Source organism: Thioalkalivibrio versutus, from assembly GCF_001020955.1.
GTDB classification, from domain to species: domain Bacteria; phylum Pseudomonadota; class Gammaproteobacteria; order Ectothiorhodospirales; family Ectothiorhodospiraceae; genus Thioalkalivibrio; species Thioalkalivibrio versutus.
Genome location: NZ_CP011367.1, coordinates 100,808 through 122,181 on the forward strand (window position 1 = coordinate 100,808; position 21,374 = coordinate 122,181).

Annotated in this window: 19 protein-coding genes; 10 read left to right on the forward strand and 9 right to left on the reverse strand. The window is 67.2% G+C overall.

Going from position 1 to position 21,374, the window contains the following annotated elements; all coding sequences use genetic code 11:
* The first annotated feature begins 34 nt into the window (after positions 1-34).
* The gene (locus TVD_RS00465) at positions 35-685 is read left to right on the forward strand and encodes a GNAT family N-acetyltransferase (protein WP_047251873.1); all 651 of its coding nucleotides are present in this window, start codon (positions 35-37) and stop codon (positions 683-685) included.
* On the opposite strand, the gene TVD_RS00470 is transcribed toward TVD_RS00465, so the two are convergent.
* The 4 genes from TVD_RS00470 to wecB are packed head-to-tail and all read right to left on the reverse strand — an operon-like array spanning position 648 to position 4,925.
* The gene (locus TVD_RS00470) at positions 648-1,805 is read right to left on the reverse strand and encodes a GNAT family N-acetyltransferase (RefSeq protein ID WP_047250512.1); all 1,158 of its coding nucleotides are present in this window, start codon (positions 1,803-1,805) and stop codon (positions 648-650) included. The genes TVD_RS00465 and TVD_RS00470 overlap by 38 nt on opposite strands.
* A 2-nt stretch (positions 1,806-1,807) precedes the next feature.
* Complete coding sequence (locus tag TVD_RS00475) at positions 1,808-2,803, reverse strand: polysaccharide deacetylase family protein (RefSeq protein ID WP_047250513.1); 996 nt, start codon at positions 2,801-2,803, stop codon at positions 1,808-1,810.
* Positions 2,800-3,765, reverse strand: a complete 966-nt coding sequence (locus tag TVD_RS00480; RefSeq protein ID WP_047250514.1) for a polysaccharide deacetylase family protein — start codon at positions 3,763-3,765, stop codon at positions 2,800-2,802. Before TVD_RS00480 ends, TVD_RS00475 begins: the two co-directional genes overlap by 4 nt.
* Positions 3,766-3,770: 5 nt before the next feature.
* Positions 3,771-4,925, reverse strand: coding sequence for a non-hydrolyzing UDP-N-acetylglucosamine 2-epimerase (gene wecB / locus TVD_RS00485; protein ID WP_047250515.1), 1,155 nt, complete (start codon positions 4,923-4,925; stop codon positions 3,771-3,773).
* 560 nt (positions 4,926-5,485) lie between these two features.
* On the opposite strand from wecB, the gene TVD_RS00490 reads away from it, so the two are divergent.
* From TVD_RS00490 to TVD_RS00530, 9 genes are all read left to right on the forward strand, one after another.
* Positions 5,486-6,616, forward strand: a complete 1,131-nt coding sequence (locus TVD_RS00490; protein ID WP_338065505.1) for a right-handed parallel beta-helix repeat-containing protein — start codon at positions 5,486-5,488, stop codon at positions 6,614-6,616.
* A 91-nt stretch (positions 6,617-6,707) separates the two neighbouring features.
* Positions 6,708-7,997, forward strand: coding sequence for a nucleotide sugar dehydrogenase (locus tag TVD_RS00495; protein ID WP_047250517.1), 1,290 nt, complete (start codon positions 6,708-6,710; stop codon positions 7,995-7,997).
* Positions 7,998-8,340: 343 nt separating this feature from the next.
* The gene (locus tag TVD_RS00500; RefSeq protein WP_047250518.1) at positions 8,341-11,664 is read left to right on the forward strand and encodes a VanZ family protein; all 3,324 of its coding nucleotides are present in this window, start codon (positions 8,341-8,343) and stop codon (positions 11,662-11,664) included.
* 140 nt (positions 11,665-11,804) lie between these two features.
* Complete coding sequence (locus TVD_RS00505) at positions 11,805-12,527, forward strand: GAF domain-containing protein (RefSeq protein ID WP_047250519.1); 723 nt, start codon at positions 11,805-11,807, stop codon at positions 12,525-12,527.
* A 40-nt stretch (positions 12,528-12,567) separates the two neighbouring features.
* Positions 12,568-13,302 carry a class I SAM-dependent methyltransferase gene (locus TVD_RS00510; RefSeq protein WP_047250520.1) on the forward strand — a complete coding sequence of 245 codons (735 nt, stop codon included), beginning with the start codon at positions 12,568-12,570 and terminating at the stop codon, positions 13,300-13,302.
* A 256-nt stretch (positions 13,303-13,558) separates the two neighbouring features.
* Positions 13,559-14,329 (forward strand): hypothetical protein, encoded by a 771-nt coding sequence (locus TVD_RS00515; RefSeq protein WP_047250521.1) that lies wholly within the window; start codon positions 13,559-13,561, stop codon positions 14,327-14,329.
* 55 nt (positions 14,330-14,384) lie between these two features.
* A complete protein-coding gene (locus TVD_RS00520) occupies positions 14,385-14,687 on the forward strand; it encodes an HPr-rel-A system PqqD family peptide chaperone (protein ID WP_019594959.1) in 303 nt (100 codons plus the stop codon).
* Entirely contained in the window at positions 14,684-15,589 is a 906-nt protein-coding gene (locus tag TVD_RS00525) for an HprK-related kinase A (protein WP_047250522.1), read from the forward strand. Before TVD_RS00520 ends, TVD_RS00525 begins: the two co-directional genes overlap by 4 nt.
* Positions 15,586-16,692: a nucleotidyltransferase domain-containing protein gene (locus tag TVD_RS00530; RefSeq protein WP_047250523.1), complete on the forward strand. Its 1,107-nt coding sequence runs from the start codon at positions 15,586-15,588 to the stop codon at positions 16,690-16,692. Before TVD_RS00525 ends, TVD_RS00530 begins: the two co-directional genes overlap by 4 nt.
* A gap of 18 nt (positions 16,693-16,710) precedes the next feature.
* Here TVD_RS00530 and TVD_RS00535 read toward each other — a convergent pair whose 3' ends face one another.
* The 5 genes from TVD_RS00535 to TVD_RS00560 form a co-directional block, all read right to left on the reverse strand.
* Complete coding sequence (locus tag TVD_RS00535) at positions 16,711-17,676, reverse strand: hotdog family protein (protein ID WP_019571923.1); 966 nt, start codon at positions 17,674-17,676, stop codon at positions 16,711-16,713.
* Positions 17,677-17,731: 55 nt separating this feature from the next.
* Positions 17,732-18,577, reverse strand: coding sequence for a S1C family serine protease (locus TVD_RS00540; RefSeq protein WP_019568593.1), 846 nt, complete (start codon positions 18,575-18,577; stop codon positions 17,732-17,734).
* 119 nt (positions 18,578-18,696) lie between these two features.
* Positions 18,697-19,551 carry a formyltetrahydrofolate deformylase gene (gene purU / locus TVD_RS00550; protein WP_019563025.1) on the reverse strand — a complete coding sequence of 285 codons (855 nt, stop codon included), beginning with the start codon at positions 19,549-19,551 and terminating at the stop codon, positions 18,697-18,699.
* A gap of 410 nt (positions 19,552-19,961) precedes the next feature.
* Positions 19,962-20,912, reverse strand: coding sequence for a 4-hydroxy-3-methylbut-2-enyl diphosphate reductase (ispH, locus tag TVD_RS00555; protein ID WP_047250525.1), 951 nt, complete (start codon positions 20,910-20,912; stop codon positions 19,962-19,964).
* A gap of 18 nt (positions 20,913-20,930) precedes the next feature.
* Positions 20,931-21,365: an FKBP-type peptidyl-prolyl cis-trans isomerase gene (locus TVD_RS00560; protein ID WP_018938361.1), complete on the reverse strand. Its 435-nt coding sequence runs from the start codon at positions 21,363-21,365 to the stop codon at positions 20,931-20,933.
* Positions 21,366-21,374: the final 9 nt, after the last annotated feature.

Consider the following 21,374-nt stretch of genomic DNA (forward strand, 5'->3'; position numbering starts at 1 on the left):
GCGATCGCTCGTGCGCCGACTGCGCCTGTCACCGATGACGTTCGAGGCATCCGCCCTGTGGCTGCTCAAGCGACTGACCGGTCTCCAGGTCCACTGGCTCTACGAACTGCGCGCGGACGCCACGGACGGCGGGAGTCCGCATGGGGGGGCAGCGGAAGTGTGCTACCACCAGTTTCGTGATGTGGCGGGGTTCGACGGTCTGCCCGAGGATCAGGCCCGGTCGATCGCGGGACACACCGGCCGCTCACCCCGGCGCCTGTTGCGCGAGGGTGGGCGCATCCATGCGCTGGAGGCGGGCGGACGGATCGTGTCGCAGCTGAATGTGCAGTTCGGCGCATTCGATGTCTCCACGCCGATTCCGTTGCGGTTCTCCCTGCCGGCCGAGGCGTTCTTTGTCTCCTTCCTGTACACGCCCGAATCCGAGCGCGGGCGGGGGCACGCCCAGGCACTGGTTCGGCATGCCTGCGAGATGCTGTTTCGGGAAGGCTACGGTCGTGCGTACTGTCATGTCCGCTCCACCAATATTGCCTCTCGTCGGGCATTCCGGCGCGCAGGCTGGCGGCCGGCGGGGATCATTGTCGCGACCACGTCCGGACGCCTTGTCGCCACCCCCGGTACCCGCCGGCGGGGCTTCGGCGTCACGCGCCTCAAACCCGCCGCAGAACCCTTCGGATCCGGTCCTTGAATTTCAGGCGTGCGGCGAGGGCAGAGAGGGTGTCAGAGAGTCTGTTGAAGCTGCCCAGCGAGGTGTAGAGGAGGGTCCCCCGCACGTTTCGGGGGAACAGGTAGAACTTGCCTTCGCGGCGCGACTGGTTCGAGAGTTTGCGCTTTGCCGCGTTGTCTCCGTGCAGCATGTCGACGCGCTGGATGGTCGGTGACAGCGAACAGAGGTCCTGGAGGGTCCGCGCTTGCAGCACAATGCCCGGATGCCATTCGGACCAGTCCGGGTCGTAGCCGATGTGGTGGCTGAAATAGGTGCCCTGAAAGACAAAGCCGACTCTCCAGGCGACCAGCTTCTGGTCCACAAACAAGCCGTAACATCGCGCGTAGCCGCGTTCGGCGGCGGCCTGCAGCATGCGCTCAATCCAGTGCCCCCGCTTCACCCCCAGTCCGAGCAGGCGGCTTTGGTAGGTGCGGGCCGATACGGGCTCGACGGTATCAAGAAACGCCGTGATCTCTTCCGGTCGGGAGAAGACATCCAGGCGTGCGCTTTGGCCGAAGTGTTCGTTGAATCGACGTTCACTGCGGCGGATGTCCTGGCGGGCCTTGCGTGGCAACGAGCCGAGATAGGCATCGAAGGTGCCTGGCAGGTCCGCCAGACGCCGCGTGTCTGTCTCGCCGCTTTGCAGTACGTGGTAGTGACGGCGGAGCTCGGCCGATTGCAGCGCCTGCCAAAGCGGTTCGCCTTCGACCACGCCGATCAGGAACACCACGCCGCGCCGGTCCAGGTGGCCTTTCAGCTCGCCGAGGACGGCCGTCAGGTCATCCTGCGACCAGTCGGGCAGGTTGCCGGTGAGTACATGGCGGCGGATCTCGATGCGCCTCAGGGCCATGCCACCGAGGACGAAGCTGAGGGCCCCGTCGTGGACATAGATGGGCAACTGGCGGGAGTCCCGCTCGGCCAGCAGCACGCTGCCGTGGCCGGGGTGCCGTATGGCAAGCAGCCACTCCGGGTCATGCTCCATCATCGTGCCCGGCGCCGGGGGCATGAAGGTCTCGCCCGGCGAGGCCTGGCGCAGGACCCAGTTCGCTGCGCGGGCACGATCGTTCTGCTGGGTCGCGGCGGCGCTGGGGGAGCGGGCCATGCTCACACCCCGACCGAGGCGTGGTTGAGGCGGTTGACGAGGATGCGCCCCAGAGCCCGATAGGCGGGGACATCAAGCGTGTCGTCATGGGGTGCTGCCGGCTCGTTTCCGAGTGTGCTCATGCAGGCCGCCTCCAGAGCGGGCTGTTCCGCGACGAATTTGCACAGTCGTTTCAGGCGGTGACGATTTACGCGATCAAGGGTCGGCGACCGGGCGGCGTCGCCCCGGTGCTTCACGAACTCGAATGGGTGGGTGAGGACCACGACATCCGATACGCCCTGTTCGCGGGCCTTTTTCAGGACGGTCCGGGTCTCCGGCCAGGAGCATCCCGTGATCGTGAGGGTCTTGTAGTGGCGTTCGCCCCGCAGGCAAAAGTCCGTGTAGGTGGTGACCGGGAACTCGCGTATGCCGTCGATATCGTGATGTCCGGCGAACAAGTGCAGCTCGGGCTCGCGCGGGCGGTAGATCGCCAGACCGATGTTCGAGGCGATCCCCATGCCGCAGCGGCGCATCGCCGCGTAGACGCCAAGCCCGACCTTGAGCCCGCCGGTACGCAGGACCGTGGGCGCGGGCAGGCCCCAGCGGGTGAAGGTGTCCTGGCCCATCCGGATCAGCCGAACCTGCTCGTCCTCGCTGCGGCGGGTGATGTCATCGTTCGGCGGATTCGTCTGCAGCTGTTGAGACCAGTTCGGCTGTTCGAAGTACGTCCAGCAGGGGTGCAGGTGGAGTTGCACGTCATGCCCCCGCGCGGCGATCTCGCGCGCGATGCCCCCCATGAGCTCGTCTCCGAAATAGCAGGTGTTCAGGGCCTCGACAAAGAAGGTGCCGCGAATGCCGTACTGCTCCAGGGTCTCCAGAAGATAGCCCAGACCTTCCGAGCGACCATGGCGCTCGCAGTAGACGGACGGCGGCCCGATCGGCCGCCGGCCCTGGGGGTCGGCAAAGGCCCCGCCGATGCTGAACTCGGTGTCGACCGTGATGTGGACACGGGTGGTCATGCGGCGCGGCGTTCCCGGGGCTCGGCGAGGTTGCGGGCCAGGCGCAGGCCGAAGCGCAGGGGCGTGCGGTCCCAGGGGGTAAAGCGCGGGAGCTGGAACGGATCGGAAGCCGCGCGCGCGGCGCCGGCGGCGGTGGAGACGGCGGCATCGAAGCCGCACTCGCGCGCGATCTGCACGTGCGCGGCGGCGTAGTCGCGGTCCGGGCGGCCGTTGGGGTAGGCGAACAGGCGCAGCGGGCGGTCCAGCAGCGTTTCCAGATCGGCCTTGCCGCGCTGGATCTCGGCGCGCGCGGTCGTGGCGTCCACCTCGGTGAGGATCGGGTGGGTGGCCGTGTGCCCGCCGATCCCCATGCCCGCCGCCGCCAGTTCGCGGACCTGGGCGCGGGTCATCATCAGGGCGTCAGGAAGTTTCAGTCCGAAGCGCCGGGCAAGTGTCTCGGTGCCGGCCGTGCGCTGCTCCGCGGGCTGGTACTTGAACCGGCCGATCAGTTCGCGGATCAACTCCCGCCGGTCGGCGACCGTGTCCAGCTGCCGCTGTCCCAGACCCTCCGGCGTCAGATCGATGGGGCCCGCTGGCAGGCGGCGTACGGTCTCGATCAGGGTGTCGTTGAACATGCGCCCGCCGTCGAGATACCCGGTGGCGATGAAGAAGGTGGCCGGCACGCCCGCCTCGCGCAGGATCGGCAGGGCGACCTCGGCGTTGTCGGCGTAGCCGTCGTCGAAGGTCACGCTGACCGCGCGGGCGGGCAGCGTAGCGGCCTGTAGGCGGTCCACGGCCTCGTCCAGCGGCAAGGGGTTCATGGAGCGGGCCAGCAGGCGCATCTGCCAGCGGAAATCATCGGCGTGCGGATCGCCGGGCACCAGCGGGTCGGGTGCCGGCAGGACGCGGTGGTAGATCAGGATGGACAGGCGCGCGCGGGAGCCGCCGGGCGACATCAGGGACAGCAGCGAGCGCAGCAGCATGCGGGTCAGCCCGTGGCGCGGGCGCGCGGCTCGTGCCCCAGCCACTGGGCGATGACGGAGGCAATACGCTCGCCGGCGCGGCCATCCCAGTATTGCGGGGCGCGGCCCTGTTTGCCGCCATGGTCCATGACGTCGCGGAAGGCGGCCTGCAGACGCTTCGGGTCGTGTCCGACCAGGACATTGGTGCCCTCGTCGATGGTGATGGGCCGTTCGGTATTCTCCCGCAGGGTGATGCAGGGTACGCCCAGCGCCGTGGTTTCTTCCTGCATGCCGCCGGAGTCGGTGAGCACGACTCGCGCGTCCTTCATCAGGCCCAGCATTTCCAGATAGCCGGCCGGCGGCAGGACCGCGATGGGCGCCTCGCTCAGGTGGTGGTCCAGCCCGGAGGCCTGCAGCCGGTCGCGGGTGCGGGGGTGCAGCGGGAACACCAGGGGCAGTTCGCGGGCGATGGTCGCGAGAGTGGCGATGAGGCGTTCCAGGATCGCCGGGTCGTCGACATTGGAGGGACGGTGCAGGGTCAGCACGCCGTAGGCACCCTCCGGGGCGAAGCGCGCCGGGTCGATACCTGCGGATTGCAGGGATGCGTCCCAGGGCACGGCCCGCTCGAGGTTGTGGAGCTGGGTGTCGATCATCACGTTGCCGACGAAGTGGACGCGCTCGCGATCGATCCCCTCGCGTGCGAGGTTGTCGATGGCATGGCCTTCGGTGGTGAACAGGAGATCGGAGATCTGGTCGGTCAGAACCCGGTTGATCTCCTCCGGCATGCGTCGATCGTAGCTGCGCAGCCCGGCCTCGACGTGGATCACGCCGATCCCCTTCTTGGCCGCGACCAGGGCACAGGCGATGGTGGAGTTCACGTCGCCGACGACTAGCACGGCCCGCGGGTTCAGCGCGTCCAGCACCGGCTCGAAGCGGCTCATGACCTCGGCGGTCTGTACCGCGTGGGAGGAGGAGCCGACTTCCAGGTTGATGTCCGGGTACGGGATGTTCAGATCGGTGAAGAAGCGCTCGTTCATCGCCGGATCGTAGTGCTGGCCGGTATGCACGAGCTGCGCGGTGATGCCCGCGCCGGCCAGCGCGCGCATCACCGGGCCGATCTTCATGAAATTCGGCCGTGCGCCAACGACGCACACGATGTCGCATTGCTGATGGCTTGTCATGGGCTGTCGAGATGTCCTGTGGGCGCATGGGCGGGGCCCGCTTGCGACGACGCCAACGGGCGCTGCTGGGCATCCGCGATGGGTCCGCGAGGCCCGGTCGGGATCCCTGTTGAATCACTTTATCGTGTCTGCAGAAACATGCTGGGCCTTCGTGAATGGCTCGTTAGATCCGGTGTGGGTGGTAATGCGTGACAACAGGGTGGCCGGGGGCCATCGTTGAGTTCGGCAAGTGGGTTGGGTAAGCGTTTTCGGCAAGGGAGGCCTCGGTGATGGAACGTTTCGATCGCGGGCTGTGCCGTGCCCTTGGCGGGTTGCTGGCGGCGTGCGTCTTGCTGCAGGGGATACCGGCCGCCATTGCAGATCCAGGCACTTCTCCGGTCACAAGTGAGCCTGGAACAGACCTGCCGGATACGGCCTGGAACGTGGTACGGGCGGGTCCGGAAGACTACCGTGCGCGGGTGGCGTCGCTGGAGCCCGGCGACTGGCTGCAGCTGGCACCGGGCGACTACCCCCAGGCCCTGCGGCTGCATGGCGTGCGCGGAACGCCGGAGCAACCCATCGTGATCAGTGGCCCGGTCGACGGCGAGCCCGCCATCCTGCGCGGACGCCGCGGGGAGAACACGATCAGTCTGGTGGACGCCGAGCATGTCGTGATCCGGCACCTGACCCTGGATGGTGGTGGCGAACCCGTGGCCGGGGTGGTCGCCGAGGCGCGCGGTGATGGGGTCCATCACGTGATCCTGGAACACCTGACCATCCGTCATTACGACCATTCGCAGGGCAACGCCGGGATCACCACGCGGGCGCCCGCCCGGGACTGGGTGATCCGGCACAACGAGATCCACGATGTGGGGACCGGGATGTATCTGGGACAGCCGGACGGGACCAGCCCGTTTGTCGCTGGCGTGATCGAGCACAATCACGTTCACCGCACCCTGGGGTACAACATCCAGATCAAGCACCAGACGGACCGCGACGGGATCCCGGGGATGCCGGCGGAGCCGCGGGAGACCCGGATTCGCTACAACCTGCTGAGCAAGGCAGAGCGCGCCAGCGACGGGGGGCGGGCGCGGCCCAACCTGCTGGTGGGGCATTTCCCGCCCGCCGGGCCGGGGTCCCAGGACCGTTATCGCATCGCGGGGAACCTGTTCTATCAGAATCCGCACGAGCGTCTGTTTCAGGGAGAGGGAAATATCGAGCTCCACGACAACCTGTTCGTGAACGATGCCGGCGACGCGGTACTGGTGCGGCCGCACAATCACCTGCCGCGCGAGACCCGGATCGCGAACAACACGGTCCTGGCGACCGGCTTCGGCATCCGCGTGGACGCACCGGACCGGGCATACGAACAAGAGGTGGCCGGCAACGCCGTGTTTGCCGGGGACCCGCTGCAGCTCTCGGGGGGTATCGCGGGCGGTGAGAACTTCACCGCGGCGCGCGCGGACGCGGCCCGGTATCTGGCGGCACCGGATGCCGGGCAGGATGCGCTGGATCTCTATCCCCGGGAGGGCGCTCTGCACGAGCGTTCTGCCGGCGTGAGTTCGGCCCCGGCCGCGGGTGCGGATCGCGACTACAATGGCCGTTTGCGCGAGCAGGCAGTCTGGGGTGCCTATACCGGGCCGCCGGGGCCCAACCCCGGACGAGCGGACGGTGTCGGGCCGCGTGTCCCGGGCTGTGCGCCCTGCCGCTGACGGGGTTGCGAGCGTCGGTATCGCATACGAAAACGGAGAGGTAACCGGCCGGGCGCCCTCCATTACGATTGGCAAAGAGAACGGACATCTTATGCATACGCTTCCCGCGCTGGATGAAGTCACCATCGGAGTAGTCGGTCTGGGGTACGTCGGCCTGCCACTGGCCGTGGAATTCGGCCATCAATGGCCCACCCGCGGGTTCGATATCGACCCGGAGCGGGTGCGGCAGCTGCAGGCTGGAGTGGACCGCACGCGTGAGGTGGAGCCGGAGAAGCTCGCCGCGACCCCGCAGCTGACGTACACCGCCGATCTCGAGGCCATGCGCGAATGCAACGTGTTCGTGGTGACCGTCCCGACGCCGATCGACCTGCACAAGCGACCGGACCTGGGACCGCTTCTGGGAGCCAGCCGCAGTGTGGGGCAGGTCCTCAAGCCGGGCGACACGGTGATCTACGAATCCACCGTTTACCCGGGCGCGACCGAGGAGGATTGCGTGCCGATCCTCGAGGCGCAGTCCGGGCTGGTGCATAACCGGGACTTCTTCACCGGCTACAGCCCCGAGCGCATCAACCCGGGCGACAAGGAACACGGGGTCACCTCCATCATGAAGGTCACCTCGGGCTCCACCCCGGAGGTGGCCGACTTCGTGGACGGGCTGTATGCGCGGGTGATCACCGCCGGGACGCACAAGGCCGAGAGCATCCGCGTGGCCGAGGCCGCCAAGGTGATCGAGAACACGCAGCGCGACGTGAACATCGCCCTGATCAACGAGCTGGCCCTGCTGTTCGAGCGCCTGGGCCTGGATACCGAGGCGGTACTGAAGGCGGCCGGGACCAAGTGGAACTTCCTGCCCTTCCGGCCGGGCCTGGTGGGTGGACACTGCATTGGCGTGGATCCCTACTACCTGACGCACAAGGCACAGGCGGTGGGCCATCACCCGGAGATGATCCTGGCCGGGCGGCGCGTGAACGATGCCATGGGCGCGCACATCGCGGACAACACGGTGCGCGCCCTGGTGCGCAAGGGCATCAATCCGGTGGGGGCGCGGATCCTGGTGATGGGGCTAACCTTCAAGGAGAACTGCCCGGACCTGCGCAACACCCGGGTGATCGACATCCACGCCACCCTGGCTGGCTACAACGCCGAGGTGACGGTCTTCGACCCCTGGGTGGACCCGGCCGAGGCCGAGCACGAGTACGGCATCACGCCGGTGACCGAGACGCCGGCACCGGGGCAGTTCGATGCAATCATCGTGGCCGTGCCGCACCGCGAATTCCTGCAGATGGGGATCGAGGCCATCCGTGAACTGGCACGGCCCGAGTCGGTGATCTTCGACGTGAAATCGGTATTCCCCCGTACTGCCACGGATCTCCGCCTGTAAGGGGGCGCCGAGCCCATCAGCGTTCGCGTTGATGCCCCCCAGGTTCCTGATGGGGAAGCTTCGGGACCTGGCGCGGCGCGCACCGTTCCCCTGGCCCCCGGCGCGGCGCACGGATGGCGAACGCCACGCCCGCATAACGCCCGCGCTGTTCATGGGCGCGGCCGGAGCTACAGTGGCGGGACGCTTTCGTCCCGGGAGACGCTGAACCGTGTGTCCGTCCGCGTTGTTGCCCCATGGTTTCCGACGTGCCGCCTGATTGCAGGGGCGTCGCTGCGCCCCCTGTGCATTCGGGCGTGACGCGCGCCCGCACCGATTCATGGATCGGCGTTTCCCTGACCCTTCGATGAGCCGGCCGCGCGCCGGTTCGGAACCGCTGTCGCTGCGTACCTGCGCGCTGTGGGCCTGGCTGTCGCTGGGCGCTGCGGTCTACCTGACGCTGCTGCCGTTCGAGTTCGGCTCGATGAGCCTGGAGCGTGCCTGGGAGATCTACCGTGGCATGAGCCTGACCGGCCCCGGGACCAGTGGCCGCCAGCAGTTCATGGCCAATGCCCTGATGTTCCTGCCGCTAGGGTTCTTCTGGACCGCATGGCTGACTCATGGTCGCCGCAACCGGCTGCTTGCGATCGGCGCGTTCGTCTTCGTGGCCGCCCTGGGCCTGGCGGTTACGGCCGGCGTGGAGTTCTTGCAGGTGTGGTTGCCGTACCGGCATCCGGCGGCGGCCGATATCGCCGGAAACTTTTCCGGGGCAGTGGCCGGCTCGCTCGCCTGGCTGGCGTTGCGCGACCCGTTGGCGCGCTGGCGTCGGGTGCTGGAGGGTGCGGGTGCGCAGGCCCTGACCGCCGGGCTGGTGATCTATGCCGCCGCCTATGTGATGGTCGGCTTTGTCCCCTTTGACCTGGTGCTCGCCATGGACGAGCTGCGGGCTCGCCTGGCATCCGATGCCTGGGGCTGGTGGGTCGCTGCCGGGGCCTGCACCAGCGGGATTCGCTGTATCAGCTGGCTGACGCTGGAGGTGGTCGCCAGTATCCCGGTGGGGCTGCTCCTGGCATTGTGGCTGCATCGGCGCGGCGCCTCGCTGCTGGGGGCCGGGATCCCGCTGGCCCTGCTTCTTGCGGGGCTGCTGGAGCTGTTGAATCTCGCCACCCTGTCGGGCATCGCCGAGGGGCGGTCCGTGCTGTTGCGGGCCCTGGGGATGGGCATCGGCCTGGTCCTGTTCCGGAACCTGCCCGTGCATCCCCATGGCGTGATCCGGACGCTGCAGCAGTTCGCCACGCCGATACTCGTGATCGGTGCCGTGTTCTACGCGTTGTTGCTGGTCGCGCTCAACCACGGTTTCGGCCCGTTTCACGCCGATGTGGAAGCGGCCCGAACCCAGTGGGCCGGCCTGAACCTGTGGCCGTTCTACTACCACTATCACGTGGACGAGATTCACGCCCTGCGCAGTACGGCGCTGCATCTGGCCATGTATGCACCGCTAGGGTTCCTGGTCTGGTTGTGGCAGCTGCGCCGTCCCCTGCAGCCGTCGGCGCTGAACCTGCTGGCCGTCGTGGCAGGGGTTGTCCTGGCGCTGCTGGTCGAGGCCGCCAAGCTCTTCGTGGACGGCGCGCGCCCGGACCCGGCCAGCCTGGTGCTTGCCGGCCTGGCCGCCTGGGCGATGGCCGCGCTGCTGCAATGGCTGGGTCGTGCCAGTGCCGTGGGGGGCGCACCCGCAGGACGGGCTGCGGCTGAACCACGCGGTCCCCACCCGGAGCCGGCTGGACCGGGCCCGAGTTCGCGCGGTTTTCAGCGCCTGCGCCAGGCGCTTGCAGGCCTGCTGGCGCTGGCGACTCTGTTGCTGGCGGTGACCTGGCCGGTCGTGCCCGTGGCGCTGAGCGCCGGGTTGCTGGCCTATGCCGCATTGCTGGCGTGGCGGCCGCAGGGCTGGCTGTTCGTGATCCCCGTGCTGCTGGCCACCCTGGACCTGACGCTCTACCACGGGCGCCTTTTCGTCTCCGAGCTGGACCTGTTCCTGTTGATGACCCTGGCCATGGCCCTCTGGCTCGGGCCGCATGCGCTGCATTCGGGGGCATCGTTGTTGCCGCGTGGCATCCGTTGGGCGCTGGGTCTCCTGGTAGCCTCGACGCTGATCAGCCTGGCGGTTGCCCTGTTCCCGCCCGGCACCTGGAACCCCGGCGAGGCGGTGCATTTTGCCCACCAGTGGAATGCCCTGCGGGTGGCCAAGGGCCTGTTGTGGGCGGTTGTCCTGCTGGCGATGCTGAGGGTTGCGCCTGTCCCGGTGCCGGAGCAGGTGACGCGCTGGTTTCTCCCCGGGGTGGCGCTGGCCCTGCTGGCGCAACTGGCGTTCGTGGTGCGCGAGCGGGTTACCTATCCCGGGCTGCTGAACTTCGATAGTGGCTATCGGCTGTCGGGGCTGTTTTCGGAGATGCAGGCGGGAGGGCCCAGCATCGAGACCTTTCTGGTGCTGGCCTTTCCCCTGGCCCTGATCTGGTGCTGGCGCCAGCGCCTCGGCCTGATGCTCGCCGGCTCGGCCCTGCTGGCGGTCGGGACGGCATACGCCGTGGCGATGACCTATTCGCGCGGCGGGTATCTGGGGTTGGCGGTGGCTGTGGTCGTGCTCGCGGTCGGGGTGCTGCTGGCGGCGTTGCATGGGCGCATGCAGGCTCGGCAGGGGGCACTGGTCGGTGTGCTGTTGCCCGTGGTGGCGATTGCCCTGGTTGCGGGCACCACGTTGGGCGGGTTTGCCGAGCAGCGGATGAGCCACATCGAACGTGACTTCGGGATCCGCATGGATCACTGGCAGGCCGCCCTCGAACTCCCGGGCGGCGGGCCGCTTTCACCTCTGTTTGGGCGGGGTGTCGGCAGTTTTCCGGAGCACTACCGGACCGGAAACCGGGACGGGCGCCTGCCCGGCAATCTGGCCTTCACCCGCGCGGAGGGTGAGCCGCGCCTGCAAATCGGCGGTGGCGATTCGTTGTTCGTGAATCAGCGGGTGAGCCTGCCCCGCGACGGTCTCTATACCTTGACCGTGGAGGCCGCCAGTGCCCAGCCCACGGGATTTCGAGTCTTCATCTGCGAGAAGCCCATCCGCCATTCCTTCGTTTGTCGCAGCGAGGGCATGCGCCTGGAAGACGGCGGACGTCAGACCTTCCAGTGGAGCTTCGACCTGGATCCGATGGAGACACGCCCCTGGCCCATTCAGCGCGGCCTGGTGTTGTCGCTGGGGGTCGATGCGCGCCAGCGGTCTGTCACCGAATTTTACAGCGTGCAGGTTCGGGATTCGGCCGGTCGTGAATACGTCGCCAACGGTGACTTCGAGCATCTGGGCCGTTACTGGTACTTCACCACGGACCATCTGTGGCCGTGGCGGGTCGAGAATCAGTGGCTGGAGATCTATTTCGATCAGGGCTGGCTGGGCCTGCTGGCCTTTGTGTGGCTGACACTGGCGGCCCTGGTCTTGCTGTTGCGGCGTTCGCTGGCGGGCGATGCGGTAGCGCTGGCGTCGACGGCCGCGTTGACAGGGGCGTTGTCGATCGGCGTGTTCAGTACGCTGTTCTACTCCCCGCGGATCGCCCTGTTGTTCTACCTGGTGCTGTTGCTGGGCGTGGCGGCGTCCGCAGCGCCGGCCGCAAAGGGCGTCAGGCAATCCGCGAAGCCCCGAGCAGGTTGAATTTGGGGCAGTCGTGCGGTGCGCGGTCCGGGGCGTTATGGGGCCGTCCGGTCCGCTCGGCTTGTGCCTAACGCTGCCTCGATCCGGCGCCCGGTCGGGCTGTTAAGCTCGCAGGACGAAACCGCGGTGGGGCCGGGGAGATGGGCGAGGCCTTTGATGCATTCGACGAGCGGCTGATGGAGCTGGCTCATTTTGTGGAGGAGGCCGAGTCCCTGGAAAAGGGGTTGGCCGGCCTGGCCGCGCTGGTCAGTCACGCCATGGAGTGCGAGCGCTGTTCGATCATGCTGCTGAAGCCGGACCCGGACGGGGGTGCGGCGCGCTTGCGCGTCCAGGCACATCACGGGTATCTGCCCGATCATGCCTATGACGTGAGGCAACCGCTTGGCTCGGGAATTTCGGGGCGGGTGGCGAGTGCGCGCAAGGGGCTGCTGATTCGTGACCTGCATGCCTCCGATCTTGCAGCCGAGGCGCGGCGGGCCGAGGGCGCGGGTCCGGTCGACGTGATCGCGGTGCCAGTGATTCTGGAGGGCGACCTGTTGGGAGTGATCAACATCGACAGCCCCGAGGGGCGGGGCCGGCTGACGCAGGAGGATTTGCGCCGGGCGTTGATCCTGGCCCTGGTGGTGGCGAAGTCGGTCCTCGTCCATCGGTTAAAGGGACTTTTGCGCACGAGTTTTACGCAGATGGCGCTGGCGCGACAGCCGGGGGCGGCAACGGGCCCCATTACCCACGCCCCGGAACGCGTGGCCCGGTTGCTGGCGCGCACGCTGTACGACGAGATGAGCCGGGCCGGATTCTCCCGCGATCATGTGCTGATTGCCGCGACCGAACTCATTGGTCAGGTCAGCGAGGGCCGGGAATGAACCATCACGCGGTCATGGCGATGGCGCAAGGTGCGAACCGGTGAAGGATGCCGGCTTCGAACGCCGCTGGCGCCAGCGCTTCCTGGAGCGCGGGGCGAACCTGGAGGACGATGCCGGGATCGCGGGCTGGACGCACAGCGGCCTGCATAGCCGCGTCCGGCAGTTCGAGCGGCTGTGGCGGCGCGCCGACCTGGAGCCCGGTCGCTGGCTGGATGTCGGCTGCGGCGCGGGAACCTACACACGGATGCTTCATGCGCAGGGCCATGAGGTCTGGGGGCTGGACTACTCAACGCCCTCCCTGCAGAAGGCGCGGGATCGAAGTGATCCGGCAATTCCCTGGCTGGCGGCGGACATCAATCACCTCCCGCTTGCGGACGCCGCCTTCGACGGGGTGCTGTGCTTCGGCGTCATGCAGGCCTTGTCGGATCCCCAGCCGGCACTCGCCGAGATTCGGCGCGTTCTGCGCCCGGGAGGCGAGGCCTGGGTCGATGCGCTGAACCTGCGTTGCCTGCCCACGGCGGTTCGCGAATGGCGCCGGTGTCGGCGAGGGCGTCCGCCGCATCTGCGCTACGACGACCCTCAGGGTCTTCGCGCGGCGGCGGAGGCCGTGGGTCTGCGGCCCGAGGCGTTGTACTGGCTTCCGTTGGCACCCGGCCGCCTGGCGCGCCTGCAGCCGCTCCTGGAGAACCGGGGCACCCGGGGGTTCCTGCAGGCAGTGCCGGCTGCCGGGGCGTGGCTGAGTCATTCGTTCATTCTGCGGGTGCGGCGGGTATGAGTGGCGGGCCACTCAGGGCTGTCGGAAAACTTTCCACTCGGTGCCTCCGGATGCCCTTCCGGCTTTGTTTCGTCGCGAGAGGGTGCCTTGATATCAGTGAGTTACCCGTTATTAAGAAGGATGGCACCCCGCTTGCTATGTACCAAGAGAAAGCGTCTGATTGCAGTGTACCCCCCGGATCGCAGCCCATTGCGGCGTGGCCGGGTGCCCTTGCCCGGACGGTGAAATGGCGAGGTTTGACCTGGAGCAGGCAAGCATGAGTGATGAACACGAGCACAACGGAAATCATGGCCCCGAAGACGTAGGCGAGGGCAAGTCCACCGCCCCCGTGGACCCGGACACGGGTTCGTCCGGCCTTCGCAGTCGCAGCCGGCGCCGCCTGACCGCGGCCGGCCTGGGTGGGGCGATGCTGGTGTCGCTACCGGCCAAGTCGGTCTGGGGCGCCCAGGGGCAGTGCTCGCTGTCGGGCAACATCTTCTCCGCCAACGTCTCCAACATTGACCACGAGTGCACCGCGGGCGATGGTTGTACCTCGGCGTTCTGGAAGGACAACTGGGGTGCCTGGGAGTGCACCGGGTATTCCCCGGGTTCCTGCATTCAGACCAATGGGACCGACAATAACTGCCAGCGTTTTGACGCCACCGTGGGTGCGGGCGGGGCGACCTCCTTCGAGGAAGTCTTCGGTTACAGGCCGGAATGCCTGACCGGTACACCCTCGCTGATGGAGGTGCTCCATGCCTGGGGCGTGTGCAGGGGGTCGCTCGACTGGCATGCCGTGGGTGCCGTTCTGAACGCAGCGTGCACCTCGATCGACTTCGGCGCCTCGGTCGACGAGGTGATCAAGGCCTATTCGATGGCCCGTGAGGATGTGGGCAAGCACTCGGCGGTGACGAACGTCTTCGCCTACATGAACGAGCGCTTCTGCCCGATCAACGGCCTGGGCGACTGCGGCGACGGCTTCACGCGCAACGAGGCGGGCGAGTGCGTGGAGGTGCGGACCAACTCGTCCGGCACCCTCAATCGTTGATATCCCGGGGCGCTGCCCACCAGCGCTCCTGGGCCGGTCGGTACACGAGGCCCCCTTGTCCGTTTCTGAAGAATCCCTTGCCTTGATCCCGCTGCCTGCCGCTCACGTGCGGGCATGGGGTGAATCGGTGGTGGTCTATGACCAGCGCTGTGGCGAGACGCACGTGCTGCAGCCCCCTCTGATCGACATCTTCCAGGCCCTGCAAGAGGGACCGATGACGCCGGCCACCCTGTTCGAGTACCTTGAACAGCGATATGACGCCACGGAAGGGGATCTGGTGGATGCGATGCAGGCCGGCTTGAGCCAGTTGCGGCAGCATGATCTGATCCGTGTCTCCCCGGAGTCGCGGGACGCGTGATTGCCCATGAAGCCCTGAGGGCGGGGTTGCGGGACGCCGGCCTTGCCATCCAGGTGGGGCCCTTCGTGGTCCGCTTGCGTTCGCGGCTGGACCGGGTCGAGCGCTCCGTGGCCCTGTTCTACGACCGGCAACTCTTGCCGGCCGCCAGTGCCCCCTTCGCCGACTTCCACGTCACCCTTGCGGGCTCCCCCGGCCTGCGCTCGGTTTGGCGTCCGCAGGCGCGTTTCTTTCTGGATGGCCGCTCGCCCTTCCGCCCCTTGCCGCTGGCGCATGCCTATCCGCTGTTCGAGTGGGGGCTGAACTGGTGCATTGCCCAGCACGCCCATGACTTCCTGATGATCCACGCGGCGGTGCTGGAGCGCGACGGCCGGGCGCTGGTGATGCCGGGCGAGCCCGGGGCGGGAAAAAGCACGCTGACCGCGGCCCTGACCCTGTCGGGCTGGCGGTTGTTGTCGGACGAATTCGCCCTGCTGTCGCTGGCGACCGGCAAGCTGGTCGCGCTGCCGCGTCCGGTCAGCCTGAAGAATGCCGCCATTGACCTGATCCGCGAACGCTATCCGCAGGCGATCATCGGTCCCGCCTCCCACGACACCAGCAAGGGGACCGTGGCACATCTTAAGCCACCGGATTCGAGCATTGAACGGATGCACCAGCAGGCCGGGCCGGCTTGGCTGGTCTTCCCGCGCTTTGCGGCCGGAGGGCGCGACCGGCTGCAGCCGCTGGAGCGGGCCGAGGCATTGCTGAAGCTGGTCGGCTCGTCCTTCAATTACAGCGTGGTGGGCGGAGCGGGTTTCGAGGCAGCGGCCGATCTGATCGAGCAAAGCGCCTGCCTGAATCTGGAGTACGCGGACCTGGATGCCTCCCTGGGGTTGCTGAACGATCTGGCCGGGGCGGGCGCATGACGCGCCCTGCGCTGGAGCAACTGCTCGCGGTCCTCGCCGAGCCGGCAGCCTCCCGTAGTCTTTCGCTGGCGGATTGGGATTGGCTGGTCCGGGTGGCGCGAGTGGCCTCTCTCGAGGGGCGGTTGCATGCCTTGATCAAGGATGCCGGGGCATTGCCGGATGTGCCTCCGGCGCCCCGGCGACACCTGCACGTCGCGCGGGTCCTGGCGGATCGTCAGCACGCCATGGTTCGCTGGGAGGTGGCACGGATTCACGAGGCCCTGGCCCCGGAGGCGATCCCGGTGATGCTCCTGAAAGGCGCGGCCTACGTGATGGCCGGGTTGCCCAGTGCGCCGGGGCGCCAGTTCTCCGATGTCGACATCCTGGTCCCTCAGGCGCAGATCCAGTCGGCGGAACAGCACCTGTTCGTTCAGGGGTGGGTCTGCGAGGGCTACGACACCTACGACCAGACCTACTATCGCCAGTGGATGCACGAGCTGCCTCCGCTCACGCACATGCGGCGCAAGAGCGTGCTGGATGTGCATCACACCATCCTGCCGCCAACCGCGCGGTTGCATCCCGATCCGGAACTCCTGTGGGCGGCCGCGCTGCCGCTGGATGGCTTTCCCGGAATGTACGTTCCGGGGCCGGCCGACATGGTCCTGCACAGTGCGACGCATCTGTTTCACGATGGCGAACTGGAGAACGGCCTGCGGGACCTGGCGGATATGGATGCGCTACTGCGTCATTTTGTGGCGGAGGATTCGGACTTCTGGGAACACCTGACGGCGCGCGCCTTCGAGATGGATCTGGCACGCCCGCTCTACTATGCGTTGCGCTATGGTCGCGAGTTCCTGCAGACCCCCGTCCCCGATTCGGCGTTCCGCGCGTTGGCCGCGGCGCGTCCGGCGCCTCCTCTTCTGGCGCTGATGGACGGCCTGTTCCGGCGCGGCCTGAAACCGCATCACTGGAGTTGCGACGGCCGGTTGTCCGGCACCGCCCGCTGGTTGTTGTATGTACGCTCGCACTATCTGCGCATGCCCTTGCACTTGCTGGTTCCGCACCTGCTGCGCAAGGCGGCCAAGGACCATCGCAAGGGCAACAGGAACCAGGCCGAGCCCTGATCAGTGTTTCCCCAGGGCTCAGGGGGCTGCGGGGCCGGAAACCATGGCTTCGGAAAGGGCCATCAGGGGTGCGAGAAACAGTTCGCCGCGGAACAGGATGCGCGGGCCTGCCACCAGCCCCATGCACCGATAGCGTAGTTGTGCCATGCCGGAGCCCGCCAGGCCGCGCCCGGCGGTTTCCACTTGCTCCGCGGGGCTCACCAGGATGTGCAGGGCGTCGGCGCTGCGCAGGGCGCGTGCCAGCCGCTGGTCCACGCTGATGTGGTGCGCGGTGTAGACCATGGGGTCGCGGTAGAAATCGTGGCCGTCTGCATCGGCCTTTTCGAGCAGGGCGCAGGAGATCAGCGCGGCGGGAAACATGTCCGGAAAGTTGATGCGATCTTCGAGCTCGTCGAAGTAGTCCGCCTGGCGCACGAGTGACCCCGACAACAGGTTCTTGGCATTGCTGTTGGACATGAACTTGCGCTTGTGGAACCACCCGTTGTCCGCGAGCACGCAGCGATCCTCGAGCTGCTCGAGTCGGACATCCGCGGGCAGCGGCAATGACTCGCCAGGCAACGCCTGGGGTGTCAGGGAGTCGCGTACATGGCCGAGCAGCACCAGTCCGCTGCCTTTGCGCATCGCGATGCGATTGGATACCTGTGGCTGTCCCGACGCATCCGTGCCCCGGAGGGTGGGCTTGACCACGGTGGTGAACGGCTCGTCGACGCGCAGGGCGCCGGCGAACGTGAATTGGTAGTTGCGGAACCGGAGTTGCGAGGTGCTTCCGGCATCGCCCTCGGCGATCCGCATCCGGGTCACCAGGGCCTCTGCCAGACACTCCAGCTGAAAGCCCAGCACGATCGGTCCGCCAAACGGATTGCCGCGGATGCGCGTCCACTTGTCGCCGTCATGGAACGGGTTGAAGTCGTCCGTGGCGTTGCGGGCCACATCGATGTGGATCTGGCGGTAAACGCATCGACTATCGGACGATGAGGCCGCCATGGGTGTGCCTTTGTCCGGCTCGGACTTGCCGTGAGGGGAGGGGATGCGGATCAGCCTACTCCTGGTAGCCGGCCAGCAGCGGGCGGATCCGGTCGGCGGGGACCGCATAACTGATGCCGCTGGGCCGGCTTACTGCGGCCTCGCGCCCGCCCTGGACGAAGACCTGGTTGATTACGCCGACGACTTCGCCACTGTCGATGCGGTAGAGGGGGCTGCCGCTGTTACCGGGGTAGGCGGTGGCATCCAGCTGAAACACCATCGGCGCGCCGGCGCGCAGTTGCCGGATGTGAGCCTCGCTCAGTTCTCTCGAGCGGCGGGCGGTGATCGCCATGGGGGTGCGTGCGGCCACGTTGGCACGATGGGTCGCGGGGTAGATGCCCAGGATCATGCCGATCGGGTAGCCAGTGAAAGCCAGCTGCTCGCCCGCGCGTACGGCGTCCGACGATCCCAGTCGCAAGGGGGGCAGTGGAGGGCCGGCGATCCGCAACAGGGCCAGGTCGTCGTTCGCCGAATGGGCCACAAGCTCCGCGCTGTGGATGGAGGTGTCGCGACCTTCGCCGCTGACTACCACGAGTTGCTCGCGGTTTGCATGATCCAGTGATTCCGGGATCACATGGTGATTCGTAACGATGAGGCGCCCGTCGCCGACCGCAAATCCGGTTGCGAGGTAATTGGCTCGCGGGCTGCGCGACGGCTGGTGGGTCGCGATACTGACTACCGAGGGCTTGATGCGCTCGATCGTGTCCGGCAGCCCGTCGGCGGCAGCCGGGCGCTGGGTAACCAGCAGGGCCAGAAGGCTCGCCGTGGCCAGCACCTTCAGCGTCTTCCTCGCGCGCTGCCAGGTGTCTGCCGAAAAGCCCCGGGAGAAGAGGGCGGATCGCTTGCTCGTCGTGCTGTCCATGGGCCATCCCCGCCAGTCGATGGTTCGAGTCTAGGTCAGGCGGTTCCGGCCGTGGTGGTGATGCGTTAGGCGAAGGGGGTCATGGCCAGTGGGCGCTTTAACGCCGCGTCGACACCCCGTCAGTTGAAGACGATGGTCTTGTTGCCGTGAGTGAGGACGCGGCCCTCGAGGTGGTAGCGCAGGCCGCGGGCGAGGACCCAGCGTTCGACGTCGCGGCCCTTGCGGATCAGGTCCTGCACGCCGTCGTCGTGGCGGATGCGGGTGACGTCCTGCTCGATGATCGGGCCGGCGTCGAGGTCCTCGGTGACGTAGTGGCAGGTGGCGCCGATCAGCTTCACGCCGCGGGCAAAGGCCTGGTGGTAGGGGCGGGCACCGACGAACGACGGCAGGAAGCTGTGGTGGATGTTGAGGATGCGCTCGGGGTATTCGTCGCAGAGCGTGGGCGGCAGGATCTGCATGTAGCGCGCCAGCACGATGGCATCGGGCGCCAGCTCGGCGAGGCGCGCCTGCAGGGTGGCAAAGGCGGCCTCGCGATCCTCGCGCGGCACGGGGATGTGCTCGAACGGGATGCCGTAGCAATCCGCCAGCGGTGCCAGGTCGCGGTGGTTGGAAAGGATCGCCGGGATCTCCATCGGCAGTTCGCCGTTGCTCCAGCGGGCCAGCAAGTCGCTGAGACAGTGCGGTTCGCGCGAGACCATCAGCACCACGCGCGGGCGGGTGTCGGCCCCCGCCAGCCACCAGTCCATGCCAAGATCGCGGGCCAGTTCATCCAGCCGTTCACGCAGGGCGGGCTCGGCGTCCACGGGCAATGAGAACACCCAGCGCATGAAGAACCAGCCGGCCTCGGCATCGGTGTGCTGGGCCGCCTCGGTGATCCAGCCATCGGTATTTGCGATTGCGTTGGCAATACGCGCGACGATTCCGTGCTGATCGGGGCAGCGGATACTCAGCCGAAAACGGGGTCGATCATCCATGTCGTTTAAGTATCCCGAATAAGGTCCAGGGCGGGTTTCACCACGAAGCGCGCAAAGGCGCGGAGCAGGTCATGGGCATTTTTACCACAGAGGGCATCGCCCCAAGCGAAGTCATCCCGGAAACCGCGCAGCGGTTATCCGGGATCTCCCGGGGTTGGCGATGCGTCGGTGGCAGCCTTGGAAGATCCCGGCTCTCCACTGCGCTACGGCCGGGATGACAAGATTCTGCTACGCATCGGGTTTGGGCCTTTCAAAAGGATCGATGCGATTCGCGGCGCTCATCAGCTTCCTGCCTGCCACAAAGCCATCCCCGGTTATCTCCGTGACCTCTGTGGTTCATTCGCCTTGCCCTCTTCATCTCTTTGTGCGCTTCGTGGTGAACAAATCGGCGCAGGGAAGGACGGGGCGGGTCAGGCAGATTCGCGGCGCAGGCCGGTGGGGATGGAGAAGGTGATGGTCTCTTCGCGGCCGGCGAGTTCGGACACGGCGTCGACGCCGTGTCCGCGCAGGAAGTCGAGCACCTCGTTGACCAGGACCTCCGGGGCCGAGGCGCCGGCGGTGACGCCAATGCGGCTCTTGCCCTCGAGCCAGGCCGGGTCGATGTCGGCTGCGCCGTCCACCAGATAGGACTCCACGCCCATGCGTGCGCCGATCTCGCTCAGGCGGTTTGAGTTCGAGCTGTTCTTCGACCCGACCACCAGTAGCAGGTCGCATTGCTTCGCCAGGTCCTTCACCGCGTCCTGGCGGTTCTGGGTGGCGTAGCAGATGTCCATCTTGCGCGGGCCTTCGATCTTCGGGAAGCGCGCGGTGAGGGCGTCGATGATCCCGGCCGTGTCGTCCATCGACAGCGTGGTCTGCGACACGAAGGCCAGACGGTCCGGATTCGCGACCTCCAGGTTCTCGACGTCCGCGATGGTCTCGACCAGCATCATGCTCCCGCCCCGGGAATCATCGAACTGGCCCAGAGTGCCTTCGACCTCGGGGTGCCCGGCGTGGCCGATCAGCACCACCTCGCGGCCCTCGCGGGCATAGCGCGCTACCTCCAGATGCACCTTGGTGACCAGCGGGCAGGTGGCGTCGAACACCGTCAGGCCGCGTTGTTCGGCCTCCTGCTGCACACGCTTGGGCACGCCGTGGGCGGAAAAGATCACCACCTGGCCGTCGGGGACCTCGTCCAGCTCGTCGACGAAGCGCACGCCGGCATCCGTCAGGCGCCCGACCACGTGCCGGTTGTGCACCACTTCATGGCGGACGTACAGCGGCGCGCCGTAGATCTTCAGGGCGCGTTCCACGATCTCGATGGCGCGTTCCACCCCGGCGCAGAAACCGCGCGGATTGGCGAGCTGGGCCTGCATGCTCATAGGAGACTCTCCTGCGACCTATTGCGGTTCACTTACCGATAGCACATCCACCTCGAAGGTGAAGTTCTGCCCCGCCAGCGGGTGGTTGAAATCCACCGTCACGGTGGCGTCCTCCACCGCTTCGATGCGGCCGGGTACGGCATCGCCGGCCGGGCTGTTGAACTCGTAGATGTAGTCCACTTCCAGCGGCAGGTCGGCCGGGAACTGCGAGCGCGGCATCTGCTGTACCGCCGCCTGGTCCCGAAACGGGAACATGACGCCGGCCTCGATCGCAAATTCCCGGTGGTCGCCCGCGATCAGACCGACCAGCAGATCCTCCAGCCCGGGCAGGATTTCGCCGGAACCGATCTCCAGGGTGATGGGTTCTTCGCCCGTCCCGTCCACGACAAAGCCGTTTTCCAGGATCAGGCGGTAGTGCATCTCGATGTGCGCGCCCTTGGTGGCCGTGGTCATGTGTGCTCC